14 protein-coding genes and 1 riboswitch are annotated in these 13608 nt (G+C 68.7%); of the genes, 3 read left to right on the top strand and 11 right to left on the bottom strand.

Going from position 1 to position 13608, the window contains the following annotated elements; all coding sequences use genetic code 11:
* Positions 1-307: 307 nt before the first annotated feature.
* Complete coding sequence (locus AB0H32_RS41295) at positions 308-1651, bottom strand: NYN domain-containing protein (protein ID WP_361132483.1); 1344 nt, start codon at positions 1649-1651, stop codon at positions 308-310.
* A 37-nt stretch (positions 1652-1688) separates the two neighbouring features.
* Positions 1689-1928, bottom strand: a complete 240-nt coding sequence (locus AB0H32_RS41290; RefSeq protein ID WP_361132480.1) for a hypothetical protein — start codon at positions 1926-1928, stop codon at positions 1689-1691.
* A gap of 153 nt (positions 1929-2081) precedes the next feature.
* Here AB0H32_RS41290 and AB0H32_RS41285 point away from each other — a divergent pair, with 153 nt between their 5' ends.
* Together AB0H32_RS41285 and AB0H32_RS41280 are read left to right on the top strand one after the other, a co-directional pair.
* The gene (locus AB0H32_RS41285) at positions 2082-2834 is read left to right on the top strand and encodes a rhomboid family intramembrane serine protease (RefSeq protein ID WP_361132477.1); all 753 of its coding nucleotides are present in this window, start codon (positions 2082-2084) and stop codon (positions 2832-2834) included.
* Entirely contained in the window at positions 2831-3112 is a 282-nt protein-coding gene (locus AB0H32_RS41280) for an Lrp/AsnC ligand binding domain-containing protein (RefSeq protein ID WP_361132474.1), read from the top strand. The genes AB0H32_RS41285 and AB0H32_RS41280 overlap by 4 nt, the downstream gene beginning before the upstream one ends.
* A 156-nt stretch (positions 3113-3268) precedes the next feature.
* Here AB0H32_RS41280 and AB0H32_RS41275 read toward each other — a convergent pair whose 3' ends face one another.
* The 6 genes from AB0H32_RS41275 to AB0H32_RS41250 all read right to left on the bottom strand — a co-directional run bounded on the left by AB0H32_RS41275 (position 3269) and on the right by AB0H32_RS41250 (position 10424).
* Positions 3269-4642 (bottom strand): aminotransferase class V-fold PLP-dependent enzyme, encoded by a 1374-nt coding sequence (locus AB0H32_RS41275; RefSeq protein ID WP_361132471.1) that lies wholly within the window; start codon positions 4640-4642, stop codon positions 3269-3271.
* 163 nt (positions 4643-4805) lie between these two features.
* Positions 4806-4922, bottom strand: a riboswitch (SAM riboswitch).
* 107 nt (positions 4923-5029) lie between these two features.
* A complete protein-coding gene (trpD, locus tag AB0H32_RS41270) occupies positions 5030-6094 on the bottom strand; it encodes an anthranilate phosphoribosyltransferase (RefSeq protein ID WP_361132468.1) in 1065 nt (354 codons plus the stop codon).
* 121 nt (positions 6095-6215) lie between these two features.
* Complete coding sequence (locus AB0H32_RS41265) at positions 6216-7877, bottom strand: cytochrome bc complex cytochrome b subunit (protein ID WP_361132465.1); 1662 nt, start codon at positions 7875-7877, stop codon at positions 6216-6218.
* Positions 7874-8932, bottom strand: coding sequence for a Rieske 2Fe-2S domain-containing protein (locus tag AB0H32_RS41260; protein WP_361132462.1), 1059 nt, complete (start codon positions 8930-8932; stop codon positions 7874-7876). Before AB0H32_RS41260 ends, AB0H32_RS41265 begins: the two co-directional genes overlap by 4 nt.
* Positions 8929-9741, bottom strand: coding sequence for a c-type cytochrome (locus AB0H32_RS41255; RefSeq protein ID WP_361132459.1), 813 nt, complete (start codon positions 9739-9741; stop codon positions 8929-8931). The genes AB0H32_RS41260 and AB0H32_RS41255 overlap by 4 nt, the downstream gene beginning before the upstream one ends.
* Positions 9742-9803: 62 nt before the next feature.
* Entirely contained in the window at positions 9804-10424 is a 621-nt protein-coding gene (locus AB0H32_RS41250; protein ID WP_066992847.1) for a heme-copper oxidase subunit III, read from the bottom strand.
* A gap of 146 nt (positions 10425-10570) precedes the next feature.
* Here AB0H32_RS41250 and AB0H32_RS41245 point away from each other — a divergent pair, with 146 nt between their 5' ends.
* The gene (locus AB0H32_RS41245) at positions 10571-10972 is read left to right on the top strand and encodes a hypothetical protein (RefSeq protein WP_361132455.1); all 402 of its coding nucleotides are present in this window, start codon (positions 10571-10573) and stop codon (positions 10970-10972) included.
* Between the two features lie 78 nt (positions 10973-11050).
* Here the strand turns inward: AB0H32_RS41245 and AB0H32_RS41240 are convergent, their stop codons facing one another.
* The 3 genes from AB0H32_RS41240 to AB0H32_RS41230 form a co-directional block, all read right to left on the bottom strand.
* A complete protein-coding gene (locus AB0H32_RS41240; RefSeq protein WP_361132452.1) occupies positions 11051-12313 on the bottom strand; it encodes an Ig-like domain-containing protein in 1263 nt (420 codons plus the stop codon).
* Between the two features lie 130 nt (positions 12314-12443).
* Positions 12444-12842: a cytochrome c oxidase subunit 4 gene (locus AB0H32_RS41235; RefSeq protein WP_361132450.1), complete on the bottom strand. Its 399-nt coding sequence runs from the start codon at positions 12840-12842 to the stop codon at positions 12444-12446.
* The coding region (locus AB0H32_RS41230; RefSeq protein ID WP_361132447.1) for a cbb3-type cytochrome c oxidase subunit I at positions 12839-13608 on the bottom strand (770 nt) is incomplete at its 5' end. The genes AB0H32_RS41235 and AB0H32_RS41230, both read right to left, overlap by 4 nt.

The following is a 13608-nucleotide window of genomic DNA, read 5'->3' as shown; positions in this document are numbered from 1 at the left end:
GCGTTCGCGCTGAGCGCGACGGCAGCGGCGGCTGCGGTGGTCAGCACGGTCACACGCGTGCGGCTCGGCTGCTTGGGTCGACGGTGGGACGCCACGGAGGACGAACTCCTTCTTGTGAGTGTTCACCCGTTCGGAGGTTCGAGCCCAGACCCTAGTGACCCACTTGTGATCAGTTCAAATCCTCGCGCCAAAAAACACCGTGACGCAATGCATTCTTTGCACACGACTCACATCCAGTGATGCTCGATTGACCCTATGTGGCACGCAGGTCAGGTCAATTCGGGCATTGCGTATGCGCGTTGCACCTTCAGGACAGCCGCTTCAGAAGTACCGCAGAGGCGACCGGTCGGGCACCCGCCCTGGCGACCCCGTCGGCCACCTCCCGGTCCGTCGAGGCGACGATCACCGGACGGCCCGGCGGTTCCGCGCGCACGAGCTGCCGGATCAGTTCGTCCGCCGTGACCCCCGGCTTGGAGAACAGCACCCGCACCCCGCGCGGCGGCGCGAGCAGCACCGGCGCGGCGAGTTCGGCACCGTCGAAGACACAGGTCACCTCGGCACCGGTCTGCGCGGCCAATGTCGAGAGCTGGCCGAGGAGCCTCAGCCGCTGCTTCTCCAGCGGCATCTGCGGATAGCCGGTCTTGGTGACGTTGTAGCCGTCGACCACCAGATGCGCCTGCGGCAGCGCGAGCAGCTGGTCCAGGATGGCGGGGTCGTTCTCGGAAAGCGCCCGGGCCGCGATGTCCTTCGGGGTCATCCGTCCCGGTTCGACCGCGTCCACGGTCTCGGCCGGGCGCACGGAGACCGGCGGCAGGGCGAGTTCCCGGCGCAGCCCCTGCGTGGCGTCCAGCAGGGTGTCGAGCAGCAGCCGCACCCGCATGTCCTCGACGCTGCGGCCCTCGCGCGCCGCCCTGCGGGTGGCCTCCACCGCGGCCTCGGCCTCGCCCAGGCGGGCCTTGAGCCGCCGAGACTCGCTCTCGGCCGCCGACACCTGCGTCTGCCCCTCGGAGCGCACGGCCTCGATCTCGGCCTGGACCTTGCGCAGCGCGGCCTCTCCGCGCTTGACGTCGCTGAGCGCGGCACGCAGCTTTCGGTGAAGCGATTCCGCTTCGCGCCTCGCCGACTCCAGCGCGCTCTGCAGCCGTTCGGTCTCCGTCCGGGTCTGCTCCCGGGCCTGGGCGAGTTCCACGCGCAGCCGCTCCAGTTCGGCCCGGCTCTCCTCGTCGGCCCGCTCGGCGTCCGCGCGCTGGGCCTCCTCGCCGGCCGCGGTGACCAGCTTCACCCAGCCCGCGGGGCGCAGTACGTAGGCCGCGGCCGCCACATCGAGCGGGTCCGCGGCCGGGGGCGGCGAGCCGGAGTCGAGGGCGCCGGAGAGTTCCGGCTGCGCCTCTCTGAGCTTCTCCCCGATCCGCTGCCGGAACAGCGGATCGGTCTCCAGCGCGGCCGCCATCGCGTTCCCGGCGAACTTGGCCCGCCGATTCGGGGTGAACCGGGCGTACTGCCGGAGCTGGGCGGGCAGTTCCGCCACGGTCAGGCCGCCGAAGCCGTCGGAGACGATCTGCACGACCCGCCGCCGCACGCCGTCGGGCAGCGGACGGTCAAGCACCTCAGCGGTGCCGTCGCCCGGCCCCCCGCCTGCGGTCTCCACCATCCGTCACACCCCAATACCTGTACGGGGCCCGCTCCGCTCAGGAGCCGGCGCCCGGCCTGTCCACGAGTTCCACCTGGTCCACCGCATTGCACCAGCGACAGCGGACCGACTCGATGGTCTCACTGACCACCTCACGCTCCTCGACGTTCGGCTCGCCGCCGAGGTCGAGGTGGACGTACTCGACGACCTTCGACGAGCGGGTCACGTCGAAGCGGGTGAGGTTGCCGCAGAGGGTGCAACGCCATCGCGTCGTGGCGGTCGGCAGGGGAACCGTCATCGTGGCTGTTCGCTTCCTTACTCGGTCCGTCCGCGCCGCTCCTCGACGCGTATGGCTCGTAACCCTACGGCCTGGCGGGTACTCGCCGCCCGCCCCTCTGCCGCGGCGAGGCGGTCTGTTGGCATGCATCCCGTTACGTCATGCTCTGTAGTCATGATCAACACCTGGAGCACGGCCGCCGGCAGAACCCTCGGGGCGCTCAGGGCTGTCCGGGACTCCTCCGCACCGATGACATACGGCCTCATCGTCGTGTGCTGCCTGATCTTCGCGCTGGGCCCGGCCTCGGGGCTGACTCCGGCGTACGGCTCCGGGGACGCGCTGGCGGCCGCGCAGCGCGCGTACTTCCGGCACTGGGGGGTGGTCCCGGCGGAGCTGTTCCACAGGCCCGCCCCGGAGGCCCTCACCCCGGCCACCGCACTGTTCGTGCACGGCAGCTGGGTGCATCTGCTCGGCAACATGCTCTTCCTCTTCGTCTTCGGGATGATGACCGAGGAACGGATGGGCCGGGTGGAGTTCACCCTCTTCTACATCGGCTGCGGCTATCTGGCCCTGCTGGGCTACGCGGCCGCCAACGCCGCCTCCGAGCAGTCGCTGGTGGGCGCCTCCGGGGCGATCTCGGCGGTCCTCGGAGCGTTCCTGTACCTGTTCCCCCGCGCCCGTGTCACCAGTCTCCTCCCTTTCCTGTTCTTCCTGCCGATGCGTTTCCCGGCCTGGGTGGTGCTGCCGTTCTGGGCGTCCCTGCAGTGGCTCGCGGCGGGCCACGCGGGCCAGGGCCCGGGGGTTGCGTACCTCGCCCACCTGGTGGGCTTCTGCGTCGGCTTCGGTTACGCGTGGGTGCGCTACGGCCGTGGGACTAAAGTGAGGTCCGCACCGGCTCCGGCACCCGAGGGAGAGAACCCGTCGTGATCACCGCGATCGTCCTGATCAAGACCAGCGTGGACCGGATCCCCGAGATCGCGGAGCAGATCGCTTCGCTGGAGTCCGTCAGCGAGGTCTTCTCCGTCACCGGCACCTACGACCTGATCGCCATGGTGCGGGTGGGGCGCCACGACGACCTGGCCGAGGTGATCCCGGGCCGGATCAGCAAGATCCCCGGAGTCGAGGCCACGGACACGCACGTCGCCTTCCGCACGTACTCGCAGCACGACCTCGAGGCGGCGTTCTCGATCGGCCTGGACAACTGATCGTCTGAGGACCGCCCGGGCGCCCGCGGGGCACGAGAGACGCCCGGGGTTCCAGCGGGGCACGGGGCGTGCGCGACCGCGCGCCGTCGCCGGCCGGTCGCGCCCGCGCCGCGCAGCCGGATGCCGATACGGCCCCGCGCCCCGGCAGTGCGGCGGTCAGACCGCCGGGACGCAGCGGCCGTCCTCCGTGCGGTACTGCCACTTCGCGCCGTCGGTGACCAGTTCCCGTACGGCGCCCACGAAGCGCTCCACGTGCTCGTCCGGCGTGCCCGCGCCGAAGCTGACCCGGATGGCGTTCAGGGACTTCTCGCCGGGGGCCGCCTCGGGGGCACCGCACTCGCCCTGGGTCTGGGGGTCGGAGCCCAGCAGGGTGCGCACCAGCGGGTGGGCGCAGAAGAGGCCGTCGCGGACACCGATGCCGTACTCGGCGGAGAGGGCGGCCGCGAAGTGGGAGCTGTTCCAGCCGTCCACCACGAAGCTGATCACGCCGACGCGCGGGGCGTCGTCGCCGAAGAGGGAGAGGATCCTGACCTCGGGGACCTCGGCGAGGCCCTCGCGGACCCGTGCGATCAGGTGCTGCTCGCGGGCCACGAGGGTGTCGAAGCCGGCCTCCGTGAGCGCCTTGCAGGCGGAGGCGATGGAGTAGGCGCCGATGACGTTCGGGGAACCGGCCTCGTGGCGGGCGGCGCTCTCGTGCCATTCCACGGTCACTCCCCCGTCCTCGCGCCGGGCGACCTTGCGGCTCGCGCCGCCGCCCGCGAGGTACGGCTCGGCAGCGACCAGCCAGTCGGCGCGGCCGGCCAGGACTCCGGAGCCGAAGGGGGCGTACAGCTTGTGGCCGGAGAAGGCGACCCAGTCGACGTCCAGGTCCTGGACCGACACCGGGTGGTGCGGGGCCAGTTGGGCGGCGTCCAGGACGATCCGGGCGCCGTGCGCATGGGCCGCGGCGGCCAGTTCGCGCACCGGCCACAGTTCGCCGGTGACGTTGGAGGCGCCGGTGACGCAGACCAGCGCCGGGCCGTGGGGGTCGCGGTCGGCCAGGGCGCGCTCCAGGGTCTCGACGGCCTGCTGCGGGGTGCGCGGGGCGTTGAGGTAGGTGACCCGGGTGTCCTGCCAGGGCAGCAGGGAGGCGTGGTGCTCGGTCTCGAAGACGAAGACCTGGCAGTCGGCGGGGAGCGCGCGGGCGAGGAGGTTCAGGGAGTCGGTGGTCGAGCGGGTGAAGACGACCTGGTCGGATTCGCGGCAGTCGAGGAACTCGGCGACCGTCCTGCGGGCGTTCTCGAACAGGTCGGTGGAGAGCTGGGAGAGGTAGCCGGCGCCGCGGTGGACGCTGCCGTAGTACGGGGCGTAGGCCGCCACGTCGTCCCACACGCGCTGGAGTGCGGGGGCGCTGGCCGCGTAGTCGAGCGCCGCGTAGGTGACTTCGCCGCCGGTCACGAGCGGGACGGTGACATCCCGGCCCAGAACGGGCAGCGTTCCCGGAATGTCATGGCAAACGGACTGGTCGGCGGCAGCGGTGGAGACGGACATGGTGAACTCCTGTGAGAGGCAAGGCGGAACCACCGTGCGAGCGGATACGGCTCCAGCACGGAGGAGGGTGAAAAGGGGGATGCGGAGGCGGGGCTCTACGCCCTATCGCATTCGCTTGCTCACAGAAGGCTCCCTCGACGACCAGGACCCCTGGTGTGCGAGGGGTCCGCGCTTGCCGTAGACCTCGCTGCCTACGACCTGGTCTTCACCCGGGGCACCCCGCCACGGACGGAGGGTTGCCGGACAGCCGGCCGGGGCCTCTTGGCTGTCACTCATGACCTGATCAGGAAACTAACCGAGCTGATCGCCGCCGCGCAACTTCTGTCCGGATCCCGGGACACGGATCCCCGGCATCCGCCGCGACGGCGATCGGCCACGCGGGTGCCGCTATCGGTTGCTGGCGGCGACCCACCGTTCCAGCGCTCGCTTCGCCGCGCCCGAGTCGATCGACTCGGCCGCCTCGGCCATGCCGGAGCGGAGCTGGTCGGCCAGCGGAGCGTCCGTCGGCCGCAGGGCGACCAGCGCGGCCGCCGAGTTCAGCAGCACCGCGTCCCGGACGGGGCCCTTCTCCCCGTCCAGCACGCGCCGCGCCACCTCCGCGTTGTACGACGCGTCGGCGCCGCGCAGGGCCTCCACGGGTACGAGGTCGAGGCCGACGTCCCGCGGGTCGAAGCTCTGCTCGGTGACCTTGCCGTCGCGGACCACCCACACCCGGGAGGTGGAGGTGGTCGTCAGCTCGTCCAGGCCGTCGTCGCCGCGGAAGACCAGGGAGGAGTTGCCGCGTTCGGCGAGGACCCCGGCCACGATCGGCGCCATGCGCGGGTCGGCGACCCCGACGGCCTGGGCCCGCACCTTGGCCGGATTGGTCAGCGGACCGAGGACATTGAAGGTCGTACGGATCCCGAGCTGGCCGCGCGCGGGGGCGACGAACCGCAGCGACGGGTGGAACTTCACCGCGAAGCAGATCGTGATGCCGGCCTCTTCGGCGACCTCGGCGACCCGCTGCGGGGTCAGGTTCAGATTGATGCCGAGCTTCTCCAGGACGTCGGAGGACCCGGAGGCGGAGGACGCGGCGCGGTTGCCGTGCTTGACGACCTTCGCTCCGGTGCCGGCGACGACGATCGACGACATCGTGGAGATGTTGACCGTCTTGGCGCCGTCGCCGCCGGTACCGACGATGTCGACGGCCGGCCCCGGCACCTCGATCACCCTGGCGTGCTCGTACATGGTCCGCACGAGGCCGGTGATCTCCTCCACCGTCTCGCCCTTGGACCGCAGAGCCACCATGAACCCGGCGATCTGCGCGTCGGTCGCCTCCCCGCGCATGATCAGGTCCATCGCCCAGGCCGTGTCGTCGGCGGACAGGTCCCGGCCGTCCAGCAGCCCGTTCAGCAGGGCGGGCCAGGAACGGCCCGCCGCGGTGTCGCCTCCAGCGGGGGTCACAGCGCTCATCAGCCGCTCCTGTGTGTCGTCGCAGAACCGTGTGATCCCACCCTATCCAGCCGGGGACACGGCGAAGGGCCCCGTCCGCAAGCCGGACGGGGCCCTTCAGCGTGGCGTGGCGACGCGGGGATCAGTGGTGGCCGTGGCCGCTCGTGATCTCCTTGTACTCCTCGACAGTGGGCTTCGGGATCTGGTTGTCCTCGCCGTAGTAGGCGTTGCTGAGCTTGGCGCGCAGCTTCTCGGACGACTTCACCTTGCGCTCCACACCGTTCTCGTCCACCGTCGGGCCGATCTCGGCCGGGTCGTACTGGTGGTGAGCCGTGAGGGTGTGCAGCTGCTCCTGGCTGAGCGACTCGTGGACCTCGATGAACTCACCGTGCGGCAGCCGCTTGATGATGCCGGTCTCGCGACCGTGCAGCACCTTGTCACGGTCGCGGCGCTGCAGGCCGAGGCAGATCCGCTTGGTGGCGAGGAACGCGATGACCGGTCCGGCGAAGAAGAAGATCCGGACGAACCAGGTCACGTCGTTGATCGACAGGTGGAAGTGGGTGGCGATGAGGTCGTTGCCACCACCGACCAGGCCGACCATGTACACGGTCACCCAGGCCACACCGAACGCGGTACGGGTCGGGGCGTTGCGCGGGCGGTCCAGGATGTGGTGCTCGCTCTTGTCGCCGGTGACCCAGGACTCGACGAACGGGTAGAGCGCGATCACGCCCAGGACCAGACCGAAGAGGACCAGCGGGATGAACACGCCCAGGACGAGCGTGTGACCCCAGAAGTTGATCTCCCAGCCCGGCATGTAGCGGACCAGACCCTCGGCGAAGCCCATGTACCAGTCGGGCTGGGCGCCGGTGGACACCTGGTCGGGACGGTAGGGACCCATGGCCCAGATCGGGTTGATCTGGGTCACCGCGGCGATGGCCGCGATCACACCGAAGACCAGGAAGAAGAAGCCGCCCGCCTTGGCCATGTACACCGGCAGCAGCGGCATGCCGACGACGTTCTTCTCGCTCTTTCCGGGACCCGCGAACTGCGTGTGCTTGTGGTAGAAGACCAGGATCAGGTGGCCCACCATCAGGCCGAGCATGATGCCCGGCAGCAGCAGGATGTGGATCGAGTAGAACCGGGCGACGAAGTCGTGACCGGGGAACTGCCCGCCGAAGAGGAAGAACGAGATGTACGTCCCGACGATCGGGATGGACAGGATCGCACCCTCGGTGAAGCGGACACCGGTGCCGGAGAGCAGGTCGTCCGGCAGCGAGTAACCGGTGAAGCCGGTGAACATGCCGAGGACGAACAGCAGGAAGCCGAACAGCCAGTTGATCTCACGCGGCTTGCGGAACGCGCCGGTGAAGAACACGCGCATCATGTGCACGAACATGCCGGCGAGGAAGATCAGCGCGGCCCAGTGGTGGATCTGCCGGATGAGCAGACCACCGCGCACGTCGAAGGAGATGTGCAGGGTCGAGTTGAACGCCTCGGACATCAGCTGTCCCTGGAGCGGGACGTAGCTGCCGTGGTACTCCACCTCGTTCATCGACGGGTGGAAGAACAGCGTCAGGTACACACCGGTCAGGATGATGATGAGGAAGCTGTACATGCAGACTTCGCCCAACATGAACGACCAGTGGTCGGGGAAGATCTTGCGCATGTTGGACTTGGCCAGGGAGTAGATCCCGAGCCGTCCGTCGGCCCAGTCGGCGATCCGCTCGCCGGCCGGAGCCTTCCCACGAGAGCGGCCCGCCGCGTCGGCGGCAGATCCGTTCGTCTGGTTCTCTGCAGTACTCATCCGCGCTCCCAGAATGCAGGACCGACGGGCTCCTCGAAGTCGCCGAGCGCCTGGAGGTAACCCTCGTCGTTCACGCCGATGCGGAGCTGCGGCAGGGCGTGACCGGCAGGACCGAAGATCACTCGGGCACCGTCGGAGAGGTCGAAGGTGGACTGGTGGCACGGGCACAGCACGTGGTGCGTCTGCTGCTCGTACAGGGAGATCGGGCAGCCGACGTGGGTGCAGATCTTCGAGAAGGCGACGATGCCCTCGTGCGACCACTCGAGCTCTTGCTTGTCCTTGATGTTGTCCGGCTGCAGCCGGATGATCATCAGGGCCGCCTTGGCGATCTGGTTCTGGAAGTCCTCGTCGACCTCCTCCAGGCCCTCGGGCTTGGCGAAGGTCAGCGAACCGACGGCGACGTCCTCGGGACGCAGCGGCTGGTTCGTGTTCATGTTGACGAGGAGCTTGCCCTTGGCCCACAGCGTGTGGCGCAGCGAGGTGCCGGGCAGCGGACCGAGGTCACGCAGCAGCATGACTCCGGAGAGCGGCACCAGGGCCAGCGCGCCGAACATGGTGGTGCGGATCAGGCCGCGACGGCCGATCGCCGACTCCGTGGCGCCCTGCTTGAAGTCCGCGTGGACCTTCGCACGGACCTCGGGCGAGGCCGCGATCGCGTGCCGCTCGTCGGCGACCTCCACGTCGGACATCAGGGTGCGGGCCCAGTGGACCGCGCCCGCGCCGATGCAGAACAGCGCCGTACCGAGGGTCAGACCGAGCGCGAAGTTCAGCGCGCTGATGTGACCGAGCGGGAAGACGAAGATCGACTTGTCGTGCGGGATCGACACGTACGAGACGATGAAGCCGACGGTGGCCAGCATCGAGATCGTGAACAGCAGGGCGACGACGCGCTCGGACCGCTTGGCGGCCCGGTCGTCGACGTCCTGGATCCGGTGCTCGTGGGGCGGCAGGCCCGGGTCCGCGAACGGGTTCTTCTCGTCCGCGACGCTCACGGCGCCGTGCGCGTGGTCCTGCTCAGCGGGCAGGTTCTCTTCTGGAATGTCTTGGCTACTCATGACTTCTTGGCCTTTGCGGTCCGAGCGGCGACCCAGACGGCTACCGCGATCAGGGCACCGAGGCCGAAGACCCACGCGAACAGGCCCTCGGTGACCGGACCGAGGCCACCCAGGTCCATGCCGCCCGGCTGCTCCGTCTGATCGCCGTTGATCGCGTGCAGGTACGCGATGATGTCCTTCTTGTTCTTCTCCGACAGCGTGGTGTCCGGGAAGGACGGCATGTTCTGCGGGCCCGTCTGCATGGCCTCGTAGATGTGCTTCGGGTCGACGCCGGTCAGGTCCGGCGCGAACTTGCCCTTGGTCAGGGCACCACCCTTGCCGGTGAAGTTGTGGCACTGCGCGCAGTTGGTGCGGAAGAGCTCGCCGCCCTTGCCGATGTCCGCCCCGTCCGGGCCGTACTGCTGCTTCGTCGGCACCTCAGGACCGGCACCCAGCGACGCGATGTACGCGGCGAGCTGGTCGATCTGCTCCTGGGTGTAGATGTTCTTCTTCTTTACGACCTGCGGGCCCTGCGAGGTGGCCGCCGGCATACGGCCGGTGGCGACCTGGAAGTCGACCGCCGCGGCGCCCACACCGATCAGGCTCGGGCCGTCGGAGGAGCCCTGGCCACCGGTGCCGTGGCAGCTGGCGCAGCCGACCTCGTAGAGCTTCTTGCCCTCCTTGATGGTCAGGGACTGGGAGGTTTCATCGGCCTGTGCCTTGCTCGCGGGCGCGAACGCGGCGTACAGCCCCCCAGTGGCCGCCAGCGCGAGGAGTAGGACGACGACCGCCGCCAGCGGATGGCGTCGTCGTGCGGAGAGCTTTTTCACGGATTACCCCGGTGTCAGGATCTTCTGCGTCGGTGCTTCTGGATTTGCGGGAGCGGTCCCGGCTACTTGATCAGGTAGATCGTGGCGAAGAGGCCGATCCAGACCACATCGACGAAGTGCCAGTAGTAGGACACGACGATGGCCGCGGTCGCCTGCTCGTGGGTGAACCTCTTGGCCGCATACGTTCGGCCGAGGACGAACAGGAAGGCGATGAGGCCGCCCGTCACGTGCATGCCGTGGAAGCCGGTGGTCAGGTAGAACACCGAGCCGTACGGGTCGGAGGACAGGGAGATCCCGTCCTTCTTCACCAGCTCCGTGTACTCGTAGATCTGACCGCCGATGAAGATCGCACCCATGATGAAGGTGAGGATGAACCAGCCACGGAGCTTCTTCACGTCCCCGCGCTCGGCGGCGAACACGCCGAGCTGGCAGGTGAGCGAGGAGAGCACCAGGATCGTGGTGTTCGTCGCCGAGAAGGGCACATTGAGCGCCTCGGCCATGTGCTTCCAGTGCGCCGGACCCGTCACCGATCGCAGGGTGAAGTACATCGCGAAGAGGGCCGCGAAGAACATCAGCTCGGAACTCAGCCAGATGATGGTTCCGACGCTGGTGAGGTTCGGTCGGTTGACCGACGGGTGCGCGTGCCCGGTTTCTACTGTCGTTGCTGTCGCCACGACCGACATTATGTCGGTCGCTTATCCCGCCCTCACTCCGGGGGGTGCCGTTCGGAGTGTTGCTGCCCGCCGAACCGGTGTTGACGTGGTGTTCATGGGAGTAACATCCGGCCCCAACGGGCTTGTCCGTACGACGCTGACGTCTCGGAGGAAGCATGCAGCCGACCGCTACGGTGCTGGTGTACAGCGACGACTCCAACACTCGGGAACAGGTGCGGTTGGCAGCCGGCCGCAGGCCGGCTCCCGATGTGCCCCTGGTCGAGTTCCTGGAGTGCGCGACTCCCGAGGCGGTCATCAGGGAGCTGGGCAGGGGCGGCATCGACGTGTGCGTGCTCGACGGCGAGGCCGTGCCGATGGGGGGCATGGGGGTGTGCCGGCAGATCAAGGACGAGATCTTCAACTGCCCGCCCGTGCTGCTGCTGATGGGGCGGCCCCAGGATGCGTGGCTGGCCACGTGGAGCCGCGCCGATGCGGCGGTCACCTTGCCGGTGGATCCGGTGGAGTTCGCCTCCGCCCTTGCCTCTCTGCTCCGTCGCAAGCGGTTGGTGAGCGCCTAGCGGCCCGGGGCGCGGGTTCGGTGCGCGGCTGCCGGCCCCCGGTGGCTCGTCACGCAGTTCCCCGCGCCCCTGGGTGGCTCACAGTGCCGTGGGCTGCAGGCGCAGGGCGTCCTGCGGTGCGGGGCCGTCCGGGGTGCCGTTGACGAGGGCGCTGCCGGAGCGCCACTTCTTCCAGTCGACGTTCCAGTCGCCGAAGCCGTTGCCGAAGGGTTCCATCGGGTCGCCGTTGGAGTTCACGACCTTGACGAGGTCGCCCTCGTGGATGTGGTCGAAGAACCATTCGGCGTTGCCGGTGCTCATGCCCGTGCAGCCGTGGCTGACGTTCGCGTAGCCCTGGGAGCCCACGGACCAGGGCGCGGCGTGGACGTACTCGCCCGACCAGGTGACCCGGGTGGCGTAGTAGACCGGCAGGTCGTAGGAGTCGGCGCTGCCCTCTGCGATGCCGACCGTGGTGCCGCGCATCCGTACGAAGTACTGCTTGGCCAGGACGACCTTGACACCGTTGCGGGTCTCGTAGCCGGGCTTGCCCGTGGTCACCGGGATCTGATTGACCTGCTGGCCGTTCTGGTAGAATGTCAGCTGGTGGGCCGCGGCGTCCGTGACGACCTCGATCCGGTCGCCGGTAGTGATCTTCAGCGCCTTGGACTTGCCGCCCCAGAGCCGGTCGCTGATCCTGACGCCGTCCAGGTTGCTGTGCACCTGGATCGTGGCGTGCGCGGGCCAGTACTCCTTGGGGCGGTAGTGGAGTTCCTTGTCGCTCACCCAGTACCAGGAACCCTGCACGGCGGGTGTGGAGTCCACCCTCAGGGCCCGCTCCACGACGGCCCGCTGCGCCTTGTCCTTGACCGGCTGGTCGAGCTGGGCGGTGATGGGCTGTCCGACGCCGTACTGGCCCGCGTCCGGCCCGAAGGTGACGTTCAGGCGCTTCTGGGCGGTCGGCTTGCTGGTGTCGAAGGTGAGGACCTTGCGACCGGGCGCGCCGTCGTCGTCCTCCGTGCTCACCGTGACCGTGTAGTGGGCGTTGGCGGCCAGCGGGGAGGTGCTGTGCCAGCGGCTCCCGTCGGCGGCGAGTTCGCCCGCCACATAGCGCCCTGTGGAGTCCTGGGCGGTGACGTCGGTGATCCGGTCGTCATCGCTGTTGGAGGTCACCTCCAGCGGCTTGTCGGGGTCGGCCCGCTTCCCCTCACCGGTGGGGCCGCTGAAGGAGATCTGGTCCGCTGCGTCGTACGGCTTGGCCGACAGGGGGTTGCCGTCCGAACTGCAGCCGATGACGCCCGCGCCGAGGGCGGTCACCAGCAAGACGCAGCTGACGACGGTGCGGGTCCGCGGAGTGTGGTTCATACGATCACGCTATGAGGTGGAGAGCGTACTGGCGCGGCACGTAACTCGTACGAGGGACGGACACTCCGGCAAAAGGAGGAGCCCGGACCTCCTCGCGGAGTGTCCGGGCTCCCGATGCGCTCGGTACGTGCTACTGGGTGCGGTTCTCACCGTGGTAGTACTCGAACACCCAGCCGAACAGGCCGATCATGATGATCGGTGCCGAGAAGTACAGCAGCCACCAGCCGACCGCCACACCGAGGAAGGCCAGGGCGCCGCCGACGCCCAGGGCGAGCGGCTGCCAGCTGTGCGGGCTGAAGAAGCCCAGCTCGCCCGCGTCGTCCGCGACGTCGGCCTCCTTGTCGTCCTGGGCACCCGCGTCGACCCGCCGGGCGGTGAAGCCCAGGTAGAAGCCGATCATGATGCACAGGCCGAAGGCCAGGAAGAGCGCCGTGGTACCGGCCGGCTCCTTCGACCACACGCCGTACACGACGGCCATGATCAGGACGAAGAAGCTCAGCCAGATGAACATCCGGCCCTGGATCTTCACTTGCCGGCCTCCTTGCTGCCCTCGATGGCGCTGCCGTGACCGGCGTACTCAAGCTGCTCGAGCGCGGCGATCTCGGGGTGGTGCAGGTCGAACGCCGGGGATTCGCTGCGGATCCGCGGCAGGGTGAGGAAGTTGTGCCGCGGCGGCGGGCAGGAGGTCGCCCACTCGAGCGAACGGCCGTAGCCCCACGGGTCGTCCACGCCGACCGGCTTGCCGTACTTGGCCGTCTTCCACACGTTGTAGAGGAACGGCAGGATCGACAGACCGAGCAGGAACGAGCTGATGGACGAGATCGTGTTCAACGTGGTGAAGCCGTCGGCCGCCAGGTAGTCGGCGTAACGACGCGGCATGCCCTCGGCGCCCAGCCAGTGCTGGACCAGGAAGGTGCCGTGGAAGCCGACGAACAGCGTCCAGAAGGTGATCTTGCCGAGGCGCTCGTCCAGCATCTTGCCCGTCATCTTCGGCCACCAGAAGTGGAAGCCGGAGAACATGGCGAAGACGACCGTACCGAAGACCACGTAGTGGAAGTGGGCCACCACGAAGTACGAGTCGGAGACGTGGAAGTCCATCGGGGGCGAGGCCAGGATGACACCGGTCAGACCACCGAACGTGAAGGTGATCAGGAAGCCGGTCGCCCAGAGCATCGGCGTCTCGAAGGACAGCGAGCCCTTCCACATCGTGCCGATCCAGTTGAAGAACTTCACACCGGTCGGGACGGCGATCAGGAACGTCATGAAGGAGAAGAACGGCAGCAGCACACCGCCGG

Origin of the sequence: Streptomyces sp. NPDC020362, from assembly GCF_040642095.1 — a bacterium.
Classification (GTDB): Bacteria; Actinomycetota; Actinomycetes; order Streptomycetales; family Streptomycetaceae; genus Streptomyces.
The sequence above is the reverse complement of the archived record's forward strand: the minus strand, read 5'-3'. Positions and strand labels throughout refer to the sequence as shown.